The organism is Rhizobium rhododendri (assembly GCF_007000325.2).
GTDB classification, from domain to species: Bacteria; Pseudomonadota; Alphaproteobacteria; order Rhizobiales; family Rhizobiaceae; genus Rhizobium; species Rhizobium rhododendri.
Genome location: NZ_CP117267.1, coordinates 2,657,944 through 2,675,000 on the forward strand (window position 1 = coordinate 2,657,944; position 17,057 = coordinate 2,675,000).

At 61.9% G+C, this 17,057-nt stretch carries 15 protein-coding genes; 9 read left to right on the forward strand and 6 right to left on the reverse strand.

The genetic code is table 11. The annotated features are described in order from the left end of the window. Positions 1-239 precede the first annotated feature (239 nt). The 3 genes from msrA to PR018_RS12900 form a co-directional block, all read right to left on the reverse strand. The gene (msrA, locus tag PR018_RS12890; RefSeq protein WP_142830290.1) at positions 240-977 is read right to left on the reverse strand and encodes a peptide-methionine (S)-S-oxide reductase MsrA; all 738 of its coding nucleotides are present in this window, start codon (positions 975-977) and stop codon (positions 240-242) included. An 87-nt stretch (positions 978-1,064) separates the two neighbouring features. After that, a complete protein-coding gene (gene msrB / locus PR018_RS12895) occupies positions 1,065-1,559 on the reverse strand; it encodes a peptide-methionine (R)-S-oxide reductase MsrB (RefSeq protein ID WP_142830288.1) in 495 nt (164 codons plus the stop codon). A gap of 124 nt (positions 1,560-1,683) precedes the next feature. After that, positions 1,684-1,893 carry a SlyX family protein gene (locus tag PR018_RS12900; RefSeq protein WP_142830286.1) on the reverse strand — a complete coding sequence of 70 codons (210 nt, stop codon included), beginning with the start codon at positions 1,891-1,893 and terminating at the stop codon, positions 1,684-1,686. A gap of 157 nt (positions 1,894-2,050) precedes the next feature. On the opposite strand from PR018_RS12900, the gene PR018_RS12905 reads away from it, so the two are divergent. The 6 genes from PR018_RS12905 to PR018_RS12930 all read left to right on the forward strand — a co-directional run bounded on the left by PR018_RS12905 (position 2,051) and on the right by PR018_RS12930 (position 9,652). After that, entirely contained in the window at positions 2,051-4,408 is a 2,358-nt protein-coding gene (locus PR018_RS12905) for an FdhF/YdeP family oxidoreductase (protein ID WP_142830284.1), read from the forward strand. 203 nt (positions 4,409-4,611) lie between these two features. After that, the gene (locus PR018_RS12910; RefSeq protein ID WP_142830282.1) at positions 4,612-5,448 is read left to right on the forward strand and encodes a metallophosphoesterase family protein; all 837 of its coding nucleotides are present in this window, start codon (positions 4,612-4,614) and stop codon (positions 5,446-5,448) included. After that, positions 5,445-6,608, forward strand: coding sequence for an ABC transporter ATP-binding protein (locus PR018_RS12915; protein ID WP_142830280.1), 1,164 nt, complete (start codon positions 5,445-5,447; stop codon positions 6,606-6,608). The genes PR018_RS12910 and PR018_RS12915 overlap by 4 nt, the downstream gene beginning before the upstream one ends. Then, complete coding sequence (locus PR018_RS12920; protein ID WP_142830278.1) at positions 6,601-7,527, forward strand: carbohydrate ABC transporter permease; 927 nt, start codon at positions 6,601-6,603, stop codon at positions 7,525-7,527. The genes PR018_RS12915 and PR018_RS12920 overlap by 8 nt, the downstream gene beginning before the upstream one ends. Further along, positions 7,524-8,360 carry a carbohydrate ABC transporter permease gene (locus PR018_RS12925; protein ID WP_142830277.1) on the forward strand — a complete coding sequence of 279 codons (837 nt, stop codon included), beginning with the start codon at positions 7,524-7,526 and terminating at the stop codon, positions 8,358-8,360. Before PR018_RS12920 ends, PR018_RS12925 begins: the two co-directional genes overlap by 4 nt. A 26-nt stretch (positions 8,361-8,386) precedes the next feature. Further along, on the forward strand, positions 8,387-9,652 hold the full coding sequence (locus tag PR018_RS12930; RefSeq protein WP_142830275.1) for an ABC transporter substrate-binding protein: 1,266 nt from the start codon (positions 8,387-8,389) through the stop codon (positions 9,650-9,652). 198 nt (positions 9,653-9,850) lie between these two features. Here PR018_RS12930 and PR018_RS12935 read toward each other — a convergent pair whose 3' ends face one another. Then, on the reverse strand, positions 9,851-10,333 hold the full coding sequence (locus tag PR018_RS12935; protein ID WP_224127934.1) for a hypothetical protein: 483 nt from the start codon (positions 10,331-10,333) through the stop codon (positions 9,851-9,853). 497 nt (positions 10,334-10,830) lie between these two features. Continuing rightward, entirely contained in the window at positions 10,831-12,417 is a 1,587-nt protein-coding gene (locus tag PR018_RS12940; RefSeq protein WP_142830271.1) for an aldehyde dehydrogenase (NADP(+)), read from the reverse strand. Between the two features lie 238 nt (positions 12,418-12,655). Here PR018_RS12940 and PR018_RS12945 point away from each other — a divergent pair, with 238 nt between their 5' ends. After that, positions 12,656-14,164 carry a cyclic nucleotide-binding domain-containing protein gene (locus PR018_RS12945; protein ID WP_142830269.1) on the forward strand — a complete coding sequence of 503 codons (1,509 nt, stop codon included), beginning with the start codon at positions 12,656-12,658 and terminating at the stop codon, positions 14,162-14,164. Between the two features lie 171 nt (positions 14,165-14,335). Here PR018_RS12945 and PR018_RS12950 read toward each other — a convergent pair whose 3' ends face one another. Next, on the reverse strand, positions 14,336-14,845 hold the full coding sequence (locus PR018_RS12950; RefSeq protein ID WP_142830267.1) for a Dps family protein: 510 nt from the start codon (positions 14,843-14,845) through the stop codon (positions 14,336-14,338). A 318-nt stretch (positions 14,846-15,163) separates the two neighbouring features. Here PR018_RS12950 and zwf point away from each other — a divergent pair, with 318 nt between their 5' ends. Then, a complete protein-coding gene (gene zwf / locus PR018_RS12955) occupies positions 15,164-16,756 on the forward strand; it encodes a glucose-6-phosphate dehydrogenase (RefSeq protein ID WP_224127932.1) in 1,593 nt (530 codons plus the stop codon). 128 nt (positions 16,757-16,884) lie between these two features. Further along, the gene (locus PR018_RS12960) at positions 16,885-17,031 is read left to right on the forward strand and encodes a hypothetical protein (RefSeq protein WP_153816484.1); all 147 of its coding nucleotides are present in this window, start codon (positions 16,885-16,887) and stop codon (positions 17,029-17,031) included. The last annotated feature ends 26 nt before the right edge of the window (positions 17,032-17,057 follow it).

Sequence of the window (17,057 nt, forward strand, 5' to 3'; positions counted from 1 at the left end):
TTGGGGCTGCCTGTACACCACCCTTACCGGATAAAGATAGGCTGCCTAACCGATATTGGCACAAACGGTGCACTGGGGGTATGCGCCCATTTGTCGCCTCACACGGGAGGCAATGCCGCCAGACTGCAATATCGGATATACACGAGACCTCGGATAAATATCCGCCAAACCTACCCCCCCAGACCTAAAGACTGAGGATCGCTCCGCCAGTTGTTACCTGACGGAGCGGTGGCCTTCGATCAGTTGCTGGCGGTCACCAGTACCGGTTCGGCACGATAGTCCTTGGGGAACATGCGCTTCAGGTCATCGATTTTCGGTATGTCGTTGATGGCGATGTAGGGATATGTCGGGTGGGTCGTCAGGAAATTCTGATGATAAGTCTCGGCCGGATAGAAGCTCTTTCCCGGCTCGATCTTCGTGACGACAGCCTCACCGAAAACGTGTGCCTTGTTCAGTTGATCGATATAGGCCTTGGCGACGCGCGCCTGTTCAGGCGTGGTCGGAAAGATTGCCGAGCGGTACTGGGTGCCGCTGTCTGGCCCCTGGCGGTTCAATTCCGTTGGATCGTGGGCGACGGAGAAGTAGATCTGCAGCAGATGGCCGAGGCTGATCTTGTGCGGATCGAAGACCACCTTCACGGTCTCGGCATGGCCCGTGCTGCCGGTGCTGACAGTCTCGTATTCAGCGGTATTCTTCGCGCCACCGGCATAACCGGACACCGCGCTGACGACGCCGTCGACATGCTGGAAGACGCCCTGCACGCCCCAGAAACAGCCCCCGGCGAGCGCGATTGTCTCGGTGCCGGAACCCGGCGCTGCGTCGATAGTGGCTTTCGGAATCTCTCGGGCTTCGCCGGCCTGGGAAGGTGTGAAATGCAGCACAGTGCCGCCGACCAGAAGGACCGCAACAGCGGTGCCGGCCCGTCGGCCATATCGGGACAAGGCTTCGCGCATGGAATATTTCAAAGTCATCGTCATGGAAGATCTCCCGTTAGCCGGAGGTGAATGCGTAGGCCTGAAGTCTGAGCCCAAATGCTGGGCGGAATTGGCGTTTCAAGAGGTGCGTCACGCAGATGATGCCTGGAACGTCATGGCGATGCCGTTCATGCAGTAGCGAAGGCCGGTCGGCTTGGGGCCGTCGTTGAAGACATGGCCGATATGGCTGCCGCAACGGGCACAATGCACGGCGTTGCGGACCATGCCGTAGGACGTATCCTTGACGGACCCGACGGCTTTTGGCAACGGTTGCCAGAAACTGGGCCAGCCCGTGCCGCTCTCGAACTTAGTCTCCGAGGAAAACAGGGGTAGTTCGCAACCGGCGCAGGCAAATCTTCCCTTACGGTGTTCTTCGAGCAGCGGGCTGGTGAAGGGGCGTTCCGTGCCCTCGTTGCGCAGAACCTCGTATTGTTCTGCGGTCAAAAGCTTGTGCCATTGCGCATCGGTATGGGTTATGGGAAACGTTGCGGCAGCAGCAGTCCCCAGCGATCCGTTCCAGCTCCGCGCGGAAAACACCGCCGCACCGGTCGCCACAGTCATCAGCAATGCGCGTCTCGTCTGCATTCTGGTCCTCCCGGTTTTATTCATCATACAGCAGATACGAACGCGGCCGTGGTTTTGTTACACAAAGCCGCGTGAGACACAGAAATGTGACCGCTATCCAGGCGAGGCCTCGGCAATACGGGGATCAATAGTGCGGCGGTTTCGCGTTGGCCGGCGCCTCGGCAGTTTCTTCGTCGAGCGTCATGAAACGCTCGACCAGACGTTCGAGCTTGTAGCGGGTTTCCTCGACCACCTTCCACTGCGCCGTCAGCTGGTCGGAGAGTTCGTCGATGGTCTTTGCCTGGTAGGCAACAACTTCCTCAAGCTGGGTAATGCGGCTTTCCTGGTCAGACATCTCGGCTTCCTTTCGATCGTGCCATGGCGGCGACACACCAGCTTTCGGCCCGGTTGGCAAGAGCCGCCCCAATCTTGCAGCGGACCCTCCATCTCGGTGGAACTGATGGCCTCGAGGCAAGTTACGAAACGCGGCCTTGTGCAAGCGGGAGATGATAATGTCCGACACTCCGAAAATCGAACCGAACGATGCTCCAGCCGGCGGATGGGGGTCGGTCAGATCGCTGGCCCATCAGGCGCGGGAAAACGGCCAGCCGCTCAGCGTCGTTGCAGGTCTCGCCAAGCAGAACAAGGCCGATGGCTTTGCCTGCGTCAGCTGCGCCTGGGCAAAGCCCGCCAAGCCTCACCCGGCCGAGTTCTGCGAAAATGGCGCCAAGGCGACATTCTGGGAACTGGCCGCCGCGCGCGCCGACGCGGATTTCTTCGCGCAGCACACGGTCACCGAATTGCGCGGCTGGAGCGACTATGATCTCGAAAATGCCGGCCGACTGATGCAGCCGATGCGCTACGATGCCGCGAGCGACCACTATGTTCCCGTCTCATGGGACGAGGCCTTTTCAGCCATCGGCCGCGAGCTGAAGGCAATCCGTGCAGTCGATCCCAACAAGGTCGTGTTCTACGCCTCCGGCCGGGCCTCGCTGGAAACATCCTACATGTATCAGCTGATGGCTCGGGTTTATGGCACCAACAACCTGCCTGACAGCTCCAACATGTGCCATGAATCCACCTCTGTCGCACTTCCGGAGAGCATTGGGATTCCCGTCGGAACGGTGCGGCTGGACGACTTCGAGACGGCGGAAGCATTCTTTTTCTTCGGCCACAATACAGGCTCCAATGCGCCGCGCATGCTGCACCAGCTGCAGGAAGCAGTAAAGCGCGGCGCCGAGATCGTCACCTTCAATCCGCTGAAGGAACGCGGGCTGGAGCGGTTCGTCAATCCGCAAAGCCCGCTCCAGATGGCCACCAACCATGCCACCGAGATCAGCAGCCAGTATCACCAGGTCAAGGCCGGTGGCGACATTGCTGCTATAACCGGAATCTGCAAGGCACTGCTGGCAACAGACGACGCCGACCTCGCATCCGGCGGGAACGGCGTCCTCGACCGCGAATTTCTGGCAGAACACACCCACGGCGCCGGAGAATTCATCGACTACGTCAGGTCTCAGAACTGGGACGTCCTCGTTCGGGAATCAGGCCTGCCAATTGCCGCAATGGTCCAGGCGGCGGATACCTATAGTCGCGCCAAATCCGTCATCGGCATCTACGGCATGGGACTGACCCAGCACAAGCTCGGCGTCCAGGCGGTCCAGATGCTGGTCAACCTGCTTCTGCTGCGCGGCAATATCGGCCGGCCCGGCGCCGGCATCTGCCCAGTACGCGGCCACTCGAATGTCCAGGGCCAGCGTACGGTCGGCATTTCGGAAAAGACCAAGCTGGTTCCGCTGGACAGGCTGAAGGAACTCTACCACTTCGAGCCGCCTTACGAGGATGGACTGACAACCGTTGATGCTTGCCAGTCGATCATCAAGGGCGATGTCGAAGGCTTCATCGGGCTCGGTGGTAATTTCCTTCGCGCCGTACCGGAGCGGGAAGTGATGGAGGAGCGCTGGCCGGCCATGCGCCTGACAGTGCAGATCGCCACCCGGCTCAACCGTGGCCAGCTGTTCAACGGCAGCGTCTCCTACCTCCTGCCGTGCCTTGGCAGAACCGAGATCGACGAGCAGGCAAGCGGTCCTCAGGCTGTCAGCGTCGAGGACAGCACGTCCTGCATCCACGGCTCCAGAGGTTTTCACGCTCCGGCAGGGCCCGGGCTCTATTCCGAAACGAAAATCGTTGCCGGGATCGCCAAGGCCACCCTGCCCGACAATCCAGACATCCCGTGGGACGAGTGGGTGAATGATTACGCTAGGGTCCGCGACGCCATAGAGGCGACCTACCCGAAGATATTCAAGGATTTCAACAAGCGGCTGTTTACCCCCGGCGGCTTTGAAAAACCGCTCGCCGCCCGCGAGCGCGACTGGCAGACGGACACGGGCAAGGCAAATTTCAAAGTGCCGACCGCACTGTCGGCAAGTTTCGCAGAAGACCACGCCGACATTTTCCGGCTGATGACGCTACGCAGCAACGACCAGTTCAACACGACCGTCTATGGCTATAGCGACCGCTTTCGCGGCGTCGAAGGCACCCGCATGGTGATATTCCTCAACGTGGCGGACATGCAGAGGCTCGGCATCGCCAAGGACGACACTGTGTCGTTGGTCACCGCTACCGATGACAATATCGTCCGCCGGCTGGATGGCCTGCGCGCCGTCCCACACAGCATCCCTGAAGGGTGCTGCGGCGCGTATTATCCCGAGTGCAACTCCTTGATACCGCTCTGGCAACATGCCGAAAAGAGCAAGGTGCCCGCCGCCAAATCCGTCCCGGTTTACATCGTAAAGGACGGAAGCAAGCTCGCGCCGATGCCAGTTTACAGCCGGATTAATGCCAGTCAGCCGGTCGGCATCGAGACCTGACAGCGAGCGATCCGAGCTTCCCGGAAAGCGATCCGGGGAGCCACTCGCAAGACATTTTGCGACAATCCGGCGAAACTCTAAATGGCCGTGTGGCTGTTATTCAACTGACATGAGCGAGCACTAGAGAGAGCGGCAAGAAGCGCCGGCCTCCTCTGGAGCGCCGCTTACCGAAGGCGCTTCCATCTTTATTTCGGAGACGCCGCATGAAAATCATCCAGATTACCGACACCCATGTCAGCCCCGGAAAGCCGCATTTCAACGGTAACTGGGAACCACTGGCACGCTGGATCAACGACAGCGGCGCCGATCTCGTGATCCACACCGGCGACCTCAGCGTCGACGGCGCCGACAAGGACGAGGACCTCGTCTTCTCGATGGATCTGATGCGGCAGGTTGCCGTGCCGATGCTGATTGTCCCCGGCAATCATGATGTCGGCCATCTCCCGGGTTCGGCCCAGCCCGTCAATGCCGAGCGGCTGGCCCGCTGGCGGCGCCTCGTCGGCCCCGACCGCTGGGTTGAAGATCGAGGCAATTGGCGCCTGATCGGTCTCAACAGCCAGTTGATGGGCTTTGAGGATGGCGAGGACGAAGCCCAGTTCGAATGGCTGGAAACAACGCTTGCCAGCCGGGGCGACCGCCGCGTCGCGATCTTCGCCCACAAGCCGCTCTTCGTAGACACGCCGGACGAGGGCGACACCGGTTACTGGAGCGTCCGGCCGAACCAGCGTCAGCGCCTCTACGATTTGATCGCCGCCCATGATGTTGCGCTGTTTGGCAGCGGTCACCTGCACTGGGCCTGGAAGGGCGGCTTCAAGACCACCTCCACCGTCTGGGCGCCACCGGCCGCCTTCATCCTCGACAAGATGGAACGCGAAATGCCCGGCGAACGCTTTGTCGGCGCCGCTATCCACACGTTTGCCGATGACGTCACCACCGAGCTTGTCGCGGTTCCCGGCATGACCGCCTATTTCCTCGACGATGTCGTTGAGGAGGTCTATCCCCAGGCAGCCCACAAGGTCGTCCGGGATGCGGCCCAATGAGCGCGCTTTCCCTTTCCGGCATTACCAAGTCCTTCGGTGACAACGCCATCCTCAAGGGCGTCAGCCTCGAGGTCGAGCCGGGCGAGTTCATCGCGCTGGTCGGCCCTTCCGGCTGCGGCAAGAGCACGCTGCTGCGCATCCTTGCCGGCCTCGATCATGCCGACAGCGGCGAGATCGTCATCGGCGGCAAGGAAATGTCCGGGACGGCGGCGGCCGACCGCAACATTGCGATGGTCTTCCAGTCCTATGCCCTCTATCCCCACCTGACCGCTGGCCAGAACATCGCGGTGCCGCTTGCCATGCGCCGGCTGTCTAGCAGCCAGCGCCTGCCCCTCATCGGCAATTTCATGCCCGGCCAGCGCAGCATCCGGAAGACGATCCAGGGCGACGTCGCCGAAATGGCGCGTTCGCTGAAGATCGACCACCTGCTCGATCGCAAGCCCGGCCAGATGTCCGGCGGCCAAAGGCAACGCGTCGCGCTGGCCCGTGCCATGGTCCGCCAGCCGAGCGTCTTCCTGATGGATGAGCCGCTGTCCAACCTCGATGCAAACCTGCGCGTCCATGCCCGCGGCGAGATCGTCGATCTCCACCGTCGCGCCGGCGTGCCGACGGTCTACGTCACCCACGACCAGGCCGAGGCCCTGTCTATGGCCGACCGCGTCGCCGTCATGATCGGCGGCAACCTGCTGCAGCTTGCCACGCCGCAGGTCATCTATGACGACCCGGCCCATGTCGACGTTGCCCGCTTCGTCGGCCAGCCACGCATCAACCTGGTTCCGGCGCTGGCCGAGAACGGCATCGTCTCGTTCGGCGGCATCCGCATGACGCTCGCCGACAGCCACGTCGATGGCACCGACGTCACCATCGGCATTCGCCCCGAGTTCGTGCGCCTGTCGGACGTCGGCAAGGATGCGCTTTCCGCCCGTGTCGAGCGCGTCGAATTCCTCGGCTCCGAGGTCATCGTCTACTGCAAGCTCGACGCCATCGGTGAAATCATGATCGCCAAGCTGACGCCGGCCGAAGCATCCGGCATTGCCGTCGGCAAGCCGGTGGGCATGATCCTCTCGCCCGACCGGGCAATGGTCTTTGCTGCTGATGGAAAACGCCTCGCCGCCGCTCACGTCAGCGTCGACGCGGTGCGGGAGCACGCCCATGGCTAGCATCGCCTTCGACGCCGTTCCCGCAAAGAGGACGGCCGACATCCACGCCCGCAACGAAGCGCGCACCGCCTGGCTGCTCGCCTCGCCGGCCATCGTCTTGATGGTCGTCTTCGTGCTCTTGCCGGTGATTGCCGTCATCGGTCTCGGCTTTACCAATTTCGAACTCGGCATCGACAAGTTCCGGTTTGTCGGCCTGGACAACTACGCCCACCTCTTCAGCGACCGCACCTTCAAGAAGTCGTTGTGGAATACGACGGTCTACACGGCCATCGTCGCGCCGGTCTCCATCATCCTCGGCCTTGGCGTAGCGCTTCTGATCGAGAGCGAGACGACGGCGCGCAGTTTCTTCCGCACCGCCTATTTCCTGCCGGTCGCCTCGCTGATCGTCGCCATGGCGACCGTCTGGCAATATCTGTTCCACCCCACCATCGGCCCTATCAATGCCATGCTGGCGATGGTCGGCATCCCGGGACCGAACTGGCTGGGATCGGCCGGCACCGTGCTCTACAGCCTGTCGATCATCGGCGTCTGGCAGTCGGTCGGCTTTAACATGGTGCTGTTTCTGGCCGGCCTTACCGCCATCCCGCGCGAACTCTATGCCGCCGCCGAAGTCGACGGCGCACGCTCGGCGATTGATCGGTTCCGGCTTGTCACCTGGCCGATGCTGGCGCCGACGACGCTGTTCGTTACCACCATCAGCATCATCAATGCCGTCAAGGTATTCGAGACGGTCCAGACGCTGACCGACGGCGGCCCAAACAGGGCGTCGGAAGTCCTGCTCTTCACCATCTATCACGAGGGATTCGTCTACCTGCATGTCGGCTACGCCTCGGCGATGACCGTCGTCTTCCTCGTCATCCTGATGGTGCTCACCTTCCTGCAGTACAACGTCCTCGACAAGCGGGTGCACTACTCATGAGCACAGCCACCTTCACCACCGGCCGCGCCATCCGCCTGACAGTGCTGTCGCTCGGCGCGCTGGTCTTCCTGTCGCCCTACATCTTCATGCTGTCGGCGGCCGGCAAGACGCAGAGCGAGATCTTCACCTCGGCGCTGTCGCTGATACCGCAGACATTCTATTACGTTGCCAACTTCACCAAGGCCTTCAGCCGGGTGCCGATGGGCACGCTGTTGTGGAACGGCGTCCTCGTCTGCGGCCTGATCTTCTTTTTCCAGGTCATCGTCGCAATCCCCTGCGCCTATGCCATGGCCAAACTCAAGTTCCGCGCTGCAAAACTGATGATGGCGATGGTCATGCTCGGGCTGCTGGTGCCGATCCACGCGACGGCCCTGCCGCTCTACGTCGCCTTCGACAGCGCCTCGCTGCTCAATAGCTACACCGCGTTGGTGGCGCCGTTCTCGATCTCGGTCTTTGCGATCTTCATGTTCCTGCAGTTCTTCCGCGCCATGCCGGACGACCTGATCCATGCCGCCCGTCTTGACGGCATGTCGGAGATCGGCATCGTTGCCCGGGTCATCGTGCCAAATGCCTGGCCGGCCGTCACCGCCTTCGCGATCTTCTCGGTGGTTGCCCACTGGAACGATCTCTACTGGCCGCTGATTGTCATCAGCAAGCAGAGCTTTGCCACGCCGCCGCTCGGCCTGATGTATTTCCGCGCCGCCGAAGCCGGCGACGATTACGGCGCGCTGATGGCCGCCACCATGGTCATAACCCTTCCCCTCGTTGCCGCCTTCCTGCTCGCGCAAAAGCGCTTCGTCGAGGGAATTACCATGACCGGTCTCAAAGGCTGACCGGTCGTCAAACAGGAGAACGCTCGATGAAACACTTCACCAAGCTCGTTGCCGCCGCTGCCATCGCGATGGCCGTGTCGGTGCCGGCCTATGCCGAAACCACGCTGACGGTGCATTACCCCATGCCCGGCTTCTTCAAGGACGTGATGGACACGATCTCGAAGAAGTTCATGGAAGAAAATCCTGACATCAAGATCCAGTTTGCCAGCCCGTCGGCCACCTACGAAGACGGCATCCAGACGATCCTGCGCCAGGCCGGTACTGACGCCATGCCAGATGTCACCTTCATCGGCCTCAACCGGCTCCGGATGATCTCCGAGCGCAACGTTGCCCTCGACCTCGGGCCGCTGATCAAGAAGGACGGCAACATGGCCGAGGAAGGCTTCTCGGACACGATCCTGAAGCTCGCCCAGGTCAACGGCAAACAGCTCGGCCTCGCCTTCGCCACCTCAACCCCGATCATGTACTACAATGCCGACCTGGTGAAGGCTGCCGGCGGTAATCCCGACGTCCCACCGACCACCTGGGACGAAGTCATTGCTCTAGGCGGCAAGATCAAGGCGCTCGGCAACGGCGTCGATGGTATCGATTTCCGCTGGCAGGGCGACGACTGGATGTTCTCCGCACTGCTGTTCGGCAACGGCGGCACGATGCTGAATGCCGACGAGACCAAGGTCGCGTTCAACGGTCCTGAAGGCCTGAAGGCTGCCGAAACCCTGCAGCGCATGGTCAAGGAAGGCGGCCTCCCCGTCTTCACCAAGTCCGCCGGAGAACAGGCCTTCGCCGCCGGCAAGGTGGGCTTCGAGTTCCAGACGACCGGCGCACTGCGCAATACCATCAAGAATGTCGGCACCAAGTTCGACCTGCGCACCGCCAAGCTGCCGCTGCTCGATCCGGCAAAGGGCCACCTGCCGACCGGCGGCAACGCCGTCGTCATTCTCGCCAAGGACCCGGTCAAGCAGGAAGCCGCCTGGAAGTTCGCCAAGTTTGCCGCCGGCCCCTACGGCGCCTCGGTCGTCGTTCCCGGCACCGGCTACGTTCCGAACAACGAACTGGCCGCCAAGTCCGACAAATATCTCGGCCAGTTCTACAAGCAGAACCCGCTGTTCCAGGCCGGCCTCAACCAGATGTCCCTGATGATCCCCTGGTACGCCTTCCCCGGCTCCAACGGCGTCAAGGTCACCCAGACCATCGTCGATAACCTGTCGCGCATCGTCGACGGTTCAGCCGAACCCAAGGAAGCCCTCGACGACGCAGCCGCCGACGTCGAAGGCATGCTGCCCCGCAGCTAAGCCACATAGGCTATGGCATGATCAGCGCCGTCTTCCGAAAGGGAGGCGGCGTTTTGCGGGGACCAAGCTGGCTTCGGAGACTGCTTCCTCTACCCGCGTCGCTCCCATCTTTCAAACGGGATGAGACCGCAAAGCACAAGAGACAGAGCCGGCACGAGCGGCAGGATTCATGCCGTCGACGAACCGGACGCTGGTATCTTATTTGCGAGCTGTGTAGCTGACCGACAAGAGATTACCGGTCTGGTTGAGTTCGACAACATCCCCCGCTCGCTCCCAGTCGGCGATGAGACCGAGCTCGAATTTGTCGAGCTTGGAGGGCTTGCCGAAATGGGAAAAAAAGGCGCTGAGCAGCGCTGCTCCGTCACCTGATGCATAAAACGAGCACATTCGGGTCGAAACCGGTCCTGTCGAAATCCAGAACGATAGGAGGCCGTCGCTATCTTTTGCGCCGCGCCGCCAGCCGACAACGTCGACCGATCCGCCGTTGTAGTTCTCGAAGCTCTTCTTCCAAGCCTTGTCCTCCACCGGTTGCCAGCCCAACACATCACCTTTCTTCGAGGCCTCGACAACAGTTGAGGATTCGCAGATGCCGATGAGCTGATCGGCAGTGAGAGGCATGGGTTGCTGTGCGGCCGAAACCGTTGCGGCGAAAGCGACTATGACCGAAAAGGTTCTAGGCACACGAAACTCCGGACAGGACCATGTCGCAACGCATTTAGCGCGGACGCGCATCATGTCATGGGCAGACAGTAAAATCAGATGGTCTCCTGGACAATTACCGAGGTAGACCCGCCACGGTTTTCCGCAGGGAGGACGCCCCGCGCTCGTGACAAAAAAGCCCATTCACCGTGAGCCCGAGCGCTCACTACCGATGCGGACGCCGTCCAATGGATGCAGCACCCCCTCTGTCGGCCTGGCCGACATCTCCCCTACAAGGGGGGAGATCAAGTCGTCGCGCCGGCTATCCGAAACAGTGACCTCAGGAATTCTGCGATGTCGAAGCCAGTTGGGCAGGCAATGGCGCTCCAGCCAATCTCCCCCCTTGTGGGGGAGATGCCCGACAGGGCAGAGGGGGGTGAAGCCCCAGAGACGATCTCGCCCGCAACCAGCCAAGCCCCAGAACAAAAAAGCCGCCGTCCTTTCAGACAGCGGCCTTCATATTCACAGTGAGCCCAAGGTTACTTCCCGGCGCGCACGCCGTCGAGAAGGTGCGGCAGCGTCTTCACGCCGTCGTTGCTGAGTTCCGGCGGCAGCAGGCTGTCCGGGAGGTCCTGGTAGGAGACCGGGCGCAGGTAGCGGCGGATGGCCATGGTGCCGACCGAGGTGGTGCGGCTGTCCGAGGTGGCCGGGAACGGGCCGCCATGCACCATGGCATGGCTGACTTCGACGCCCGTTGGCCATCCATTGGCGAGAATGCGACCAACCTTGCGCTCGAGCACCGGCAGCAGCTTGCGCGCATCGTCATGGTCGGCGGGGTCGAGATGCAGCGTTGCCGTCAGCTGGCCTTCCAGCTTCTCGGCAATAGCCACCATCTGCGCCACGTCCTTGCAATGGACAAGCAGGCTGGCAGCACCGAAGACTTCGTTACCGAGGCTTTCGTCTGCCATGAAGTGCTCGGCGTCGGTCTCGAAGAAGATCGCCGGGCTGCGGTTGGCGCCTTCGGCAGGCTTGCCCTGGGCGACCGTCTTGACGGCCTCGTTGCCGGCAAAGGCAGCGACGCCCTTGTCATAGGCAGCGTGGATGCCGGGGGTCAGCATCGGGGCAGGTACGCTTTCGGTAAGCGTACCGGTGGCAGCAGCGATGAAGGTGTCGAGGTCGGGGCCGTCGACCGCAAACATCAGGCCCGGGTTGGTGCAGAACTGGCCGGCACCCATGGTCAGGGAGCCGACGAAAGCCTTGCCGAGCGCTTCAGCGCGGGCGGCAAGCGCTGCCGGGAACAGATAGACCGGGTTGACGCTGCTCATTTCGGCATAGACCGGGATAGGCTCGGGACGGGCAGCGGCAATGGCTGCAAGCGCCAGGCCACCGGCACGCGAACCGGTAAAGCCGACCGCCTTGATGTGCGGGTTCTTCACGAGCGCAGCACCGGTTTCATTGGCGCCGGTGACCAGCGAGAACACGCCCTCCGGCAGGCCGCAGGAGGCAACGGCGGCGCGGATGGCGCGGCCGACCAGTTCGCCCGTGCCCGGGTGGGCAAGGTGGCCCTTGACGACAACAGGGCAACCGGCAGCCAGCGCCGACGCCGTGTCACCGCCGGCGACCGAGAAGGCGAGCGGAAAGTTGCTGGCGCCGAACACGGCGACCGGGCCGAGCGGGATCTGGCGCAGGCGCAGGTCCGGGCGCGGCAGCGGCTGGCGATCAGGCAGGGCCGGATCGACGCGCAGGTCGAGCCACTCGCCGGCACGGACAACCGACGCGAAGAGGCGCAACTGGCCGACGGTGCGGCCGCGCTCGCCGGTGAGGCGGGCGAGCGGCAGGCCGGTTTCGGCATGGGCGCGCTCGAGCAGCTGGTCGCCGATCTCGAGGATATTGGCGGCGATGGTTTCGAGGAAGACGGCGCGGTCTTCTAGGCTCACGGCGCGGTAGGTGTCGAGGGCGGCAGCGGCGAGATCGCAGGCACGGTCGACATCGGCAACGGAGGCGACGGCGAAGGCCGGTTCCATGTTTTCGCCGGTGGCAGGATTGATGGCGCGCACGGTTCTATTGTCGCCGGTGGAATCGGCGCCGATCAGAAGGTCGCCCTTGATGTCGAATGCCTGGGTCATGAAATTTCCTCGAGTGTTTGGAGGACGCCGCGAAATGCGCCCGGAAGCCGGATATCAATATCGGATGACAGCTATAAGATGATGGCCTGCGCTGCAAGTTCAAGTCGCACATCGGGTAAGTCATCGTCGACGTTCGCATGGCGTCAGGGATGGAACTGAGCCGGCGTTCGTGCGACTGTAACGCCCGCTCAGCCTCGGCTGCGCACCTCGTTCTCTCCGCGTAGACGATTGGTCCCTTATGACGTTCGAAGATATCGCCAATCCGGTCGTTCAGTTCTGCTTCGTCATGATCGTCGGTTTTGTTGTCAGCCGTATCCTGCTGCGCCGCCGGCAGGTCTGGCGTCTAGTCGCGCAGATCGCACTGTTCATCCTGTTGACAGTAGTGCTTCTCCACAACGACATCGTCCCCTATGAAAAGGCGACGCTGGAAACCTCGGTAACGCTGCGCATCTTCACGACCTTCGCCAAGATCGTCTGGTGGATCAATGGCGCCTGGACGCTGGTCGCCTTTGTCCGCGTGTTTCTGATCTTCGAGCGCAAGCCACGCGAGGGCCGGCTGCTGCAGGACCTCGTCGTCGGCGTCATCTATATGAGCGCCGGTCTCTCAATTGTCGCCGACGTCTTCGGTGTCCCCGTCGGCACGCTGCTCGCCACGTCGGGCGTGTTTGCCATCATCCTCGGCCTCGCGCTGCAGAGCACGCTGAACGACCTGTTTTCAGGCATCGCGCTCAACCTCGGCCGACCCTATTCGGTCGGTGACTGGGTGGTGCTCGACGACGGGATGCAGGGAAAGGTGATCGAGACCAACTGGCGGGCCACCTACCTTTTAAACGGCACCAACGGCCTGATCGTCATTCCGAACAGCGCGCTGGCAAAGGCGCGACTGACAAACCTGTCGAGCCCGGATGAACAGCACGGCGTCACCATCACGGTTCGCCTGGTACCCACGACGGCCCCCAAGTTCATGGCAGAGGTCATGCGGAATGTCCTGCTCAGCAGCAATTCGATCCTCGCAAACCCGGCACCGTCGGTTTCCATAGATGCCCTGGACAGCCAGGCCGTACAGCTCGGCCTCTCCTTCAGCGTCAAGAACATCGCCATGACGACAACGGCCAAGAACGAGATCTTCGACCTGATTTACCGCCACGTCAAATCCTCCGGCTACAGGATGGCGCCGCCGGTGGGCAGCGGCATCTACGGCGATGCGGAGGCCTTGGCGGATACGGACAAGGTCCGCAAGATTAGCACTCCGCTCAGCCTGCTCAGCAATATCCCGCTGTTTGCGCCGTTGACATCCGAGGAAAAGGAGGCCCTTGCAGGCCAGATGACCCGGCGAACCTATCGCAAGGACACTGTCATCGCCGCCCAGGACAGCCAGCTGACGGCATTGATGATCGTGCGCACCGGCGTCGTCAGCATCACGCGCAGCGAGGACGGTCGCGAGATAGAGCTGACCCGGCTCGCGCCCGGCGACTGCTTCGGCGAAGGTGGCGTATTGATGGGAGCCAACGAAGTCGGCAGCATCCGGGCGCTGACATTCGTCGTCATCTACGAACTCGGCCAGGAACAGCTGTCGCCCTTGCTGAAAGACAGGCCGATGATTGCCGAAGAGCTCGGCCAGATCATGTCGCAGCGCATCGATGCCGAAAAACACCTGTTCGCCGGGGGCGGCACCATCGGCAATGGTGCACAGGGCGGATCGCTCGCAACCCGCATCCGCCACCTGTTCCAGCTTCCGCACGACTGAAGCAGCTCTGCTATCCGATAGTTTGATGACGCGGAGACCTGTGAAACAATAACGGAAAGATCTGCTATACAGCCCTTCCAACGTAAAACGCCCGGCTTTGTTGCCGGGCGCGCATGTGCTTTACGGTAATCGGGAAGCGGCCAAATTGCCGGCCGTCCCGGATGCCCCCGATCAGTTCTCGCCGCGGGTTGCTTCGAACAGGAACCAGGCGCGACGCTCGGCAAAATCCGTCCAGGTGTCGATGACGCCGCTGGTGCCGTTGTCCTTGGCGTCGTCGGCAAGTTCCTTGGCCTGGCGCAGCGCTTCCACCAGCGAGAGATTGTCGGCATGCAGCTCCTTCAGCATCGCGACCGGCCCAACGAACTCGGCGTCGTTGTCCGAGATCGACTGGTGACGCGCGATGTCGCCGACAGAGCGCAGCGTGGTCGCGCCGATCTTGCGGACGCGCTCTGCGATATCGTCTGTCGTGCCGATGATCTGGGCAGCCTGCTCGTCGAGCATCAGGTGATAATCGCGGAAATGCGGGCCTGACATATGCCAGTGGAAATTCTTGGTCTTCATATACAGCGCGAAGGTGTCCGCGAGGATGCCGTTCAGCGCATCGGCGACCTTGGTCTTGTCATTACGGCCGAGATCGGTAGGGGTTGCGAGAGCTGCTGAGGATGCATTGTTCTTGGTCATGATCTTCCTCTGATATCTTTTGTGCGGACCATCGCCCGCATCGATAAATCTGTCATGTTTTATGTCCGGATATCGGTCGGCAGGCTGCGGGAAGGCAAGCACCGTCGTGCCGCTTTTCATTCCGGGTGGGCACGCCGATAAGGTCTCGAGAGGGCAAAAGGTTCCTTGACCTCGAGCCTACATCGCCTTGACCTCTGCCGCAACAATGCCAGCTTTACAAAGCATGCCATGCAGGCACCGGAAAGGTCTTGCAGGCCTTTGACGAAACGATCACAACGAAGCCGCCACCTCCGATTTCCAATCCCCAAGGAATTGCCGATGTCTGCAACTGCGCCCGAGATACTGGCCGCCAAGGCCGATGAGACACGCACCACACCCGCGCCGGCCGACCCCTGCGCCATGGTCCTGTTCGGCGCCGGTGGCGACCTGACCCGCCGCCTGGTCATTCCGGCACTCTATAACCTGCTGCTGTCGAAGACCCTGCCGGACAAATTTGCCCTGATCGGCGTCGATCTTGCCGATGGCAACGTCGAGAGCTGGGCCAAACGCCTGCGCGAAATGCTCGAAACTTTCATCGGCAACCGCTCCTCGGATTTCGACATTACTGCCATCGACGAGGCCGCCTGGGCGACGCTGGTGTCGAAAATGGTCTATATCCAGGGGGACCTGACCAAACCGGACCTTTATGCCGCGATCGGCAAGGCGCTGGATGCCGCCAAGTCCGGCCATGACACCCAGGGCAACGCCATCTTCTATCTGGCAGTCGCCGGCCAGTTTTTCGGAACCGTCATCGATCAGCTGGGTGCGGCCGGTCTCGTGACCCAATCTGACGGATCGGATGGCGGGGCGAAGTTCTGGAGACGGGTCGTCATCGAAAAGCCCTTCGGCCACGATCTCGCCTCTTCGCAGGCCCTGAACGCGCAGATTCTGAAGGTCCTGAAGGAGGATCAGATCTACCGCATCGACCATTTCCTCGGAAAGGAAACGGTGCAGAACATCATGGCCTTCCGCTTTGCCAATGGCTTCTTCGAGCGCATCTGGAACCGCGATGCCATCGAGCAGGTGCAAATCACCGTGACGGAGACAGTCGGGGTCGAAACGCGCGGCAAATTCTACGAAAACACCGGCGCCCTGCGCGACATGGTCCCGAACCATCTCTTTACCTTGCTGTCGATGGTGGCAATGGAGCCGCCAACCTCCTTCGACGCCGCCTCCATCCGTTCGAAAAAGGCGGAAGTGGTCGAAGCCATCCGTCCGTGCCAGCCATCGGAAGCTGTGCGCGGCCAGTACGATGCCGGTTCGGTGCTCGGCAAGACCGCAGTCCCCTACCGATCCGAGGCCAATGTCGATCCGGCTTCGCGCGTCGAGACCTATGTCGCCATGCAGCTGTCGATCGACAATCCGCGCTGGGAAGGCGTGCCTTTCTATGTGCGCACCGGCAAGCACCTGACCGAAAGGCGCACCGAGATCGCCATCTCCTTCAAGGCAGCCCCCGGCCAGCCGTTCCACAAGGAGGGCGAGGCCCCACAGCCAAACTGGCTGGTGCTGCGCACAGCACCCGACGAAGGCATATTTCTGTCGCTGCAGGTCAAGCAGCCCGGCCCGGAAATGGCGCTTGCCAATGTCGGCATGCTGTTTCGCTACGACGACTGGTTTGCCGATTTCCCGAATGTCGGCTACGAGACGCTGATCTATGACGTGATGGTCGGCGACGCCACGCTGTTCATGCGCGCCGACATGGTCGAGCAGGCCTGGCGGGTTGTCCAGCCGTTGCAGGACGCCTGGGCGAAGGAAGAACCCGCCTTCCCGAACTACGCCTCGGGCAGCGCCGGTCCGCAAGCATCCGACGATCTCCTCGCCCGCGCCGGCCACGCCTGGCGGACGCTAAAACCCTACGCTCCCAAGACCTGAAACAATCACCCGTAAACAAACCCGGGAGGCCGTACTGGCCTCCCCCCGCCTACTCCATGAAACGATAGCGCCCTCGAGGGAACGTTCCCCGCGGCAGTCCGTTGTCCCGCAATTGGAAGGATGTGGCCATGGAATCACGTTTTGGACAACGCCTGATGATGACCCTGATGGTCATCGGCTTCATCATGTCGGCAGCCTATGCCCTCAGTAGCTCCCGCCACCACAAGGACGCCGAGCCACCCGCAGCCACAGCCGACGCACCCGCCGCGAACTGAACATTCGCCTGCGACCTGTCGCAGCC

Coding starts and splice junctions, on each gene's coding strand:
- msrA (WP_142830290.1), bottom strand. CDS start 977: ATGACGATGACTTTGAAATATTCCATGCGCGAAGCCTTGTCCCGATAT.
- msrB (WP_142830288.1), bottom strand. CDS start 1,559: ATGCAGACGAGACGCGCATTGCTGATGACTGTGGCGACCGGTGCGGCG.
- PR018_RS12900 (WP_142830286.1), bottom strand. CDS start 1,893: ATGTCTGACCAGGAAAGCCGCATTACCCAGCTTGAGGAAGTTGTTGCC.
- PR018_RS12905 (WP_142830284.1), top strand. CDS start 2,051: ATGTCCGACACTCCGAAAATCGAACCGAACGATGCTCCAGCCGGCGGA.
- PR018_RS12910 (WP_142830282.1), top strand. CDS start 4,612: ATGAAAATCATCCAGATTACCGACACCCATGTCAGCCCCGGAAAGCCG.
- PR018_RS12915 (WP_142830280.1), top strand. CDS start 5,445: ATGAGCGCGCTTTCCCTTTCCGGCATTACCAAGTCCTTCGGTGACAAC.
- PR018_RS12920 (WP_142830278.1), top strand. CDS start 6,601: ATGGCTAGCATCGCCTTCGACGCCGTTCCCGCAAAGAGGACGGCCGAC.
- PR018_RS12925 (WP_142830277.1), top strand. CDS start 7,524: ATGAGCACAGCCACCTTCACCACCGGCCGCGCCATCCGCCTGACAGTG.
- PR018_RS12930 (WP_142830275.1), top strand. CDS start 8,387: ATGAAACACTTCACCAAGCTCGTTGCCGCCGCTGCCATCGCGATGGCC.
- PR018_RS12940 (WP_142830271.1), bottom strand. CDS start 12,417: ATGACCCAGGCATTCGACATCAAGGGCGACCTTCTGATCGGCGCCGAT.
- PR018_RS12945 (WP_142830269.1), top strand. CDS start 12,656: ATGACGTTCGAAGATATCGCCAATCCGGTCGTTCAGTTCTGCTTCGTC.
- PR018_RS12950 (WP_142830267.1), bottom strand. CDS start 14,845: ATGACCAAGAACAATGCATCCTCAGCAGCTCTCGCAACCCCTACCGAT.
- zwf (WP_224127932.1), top strand. CDS start 15,164: ATGTCTGCAACTGCGCCCGAGATACTGGCCGCCAAGGCCGATGAGACA.
- PR018_RS12960 (WP_153816484.1), top strand. CDS start 16,885: ATGGAATCACGTTTTGGACAACGCCTGATGATGACCCTGATGGTCATC.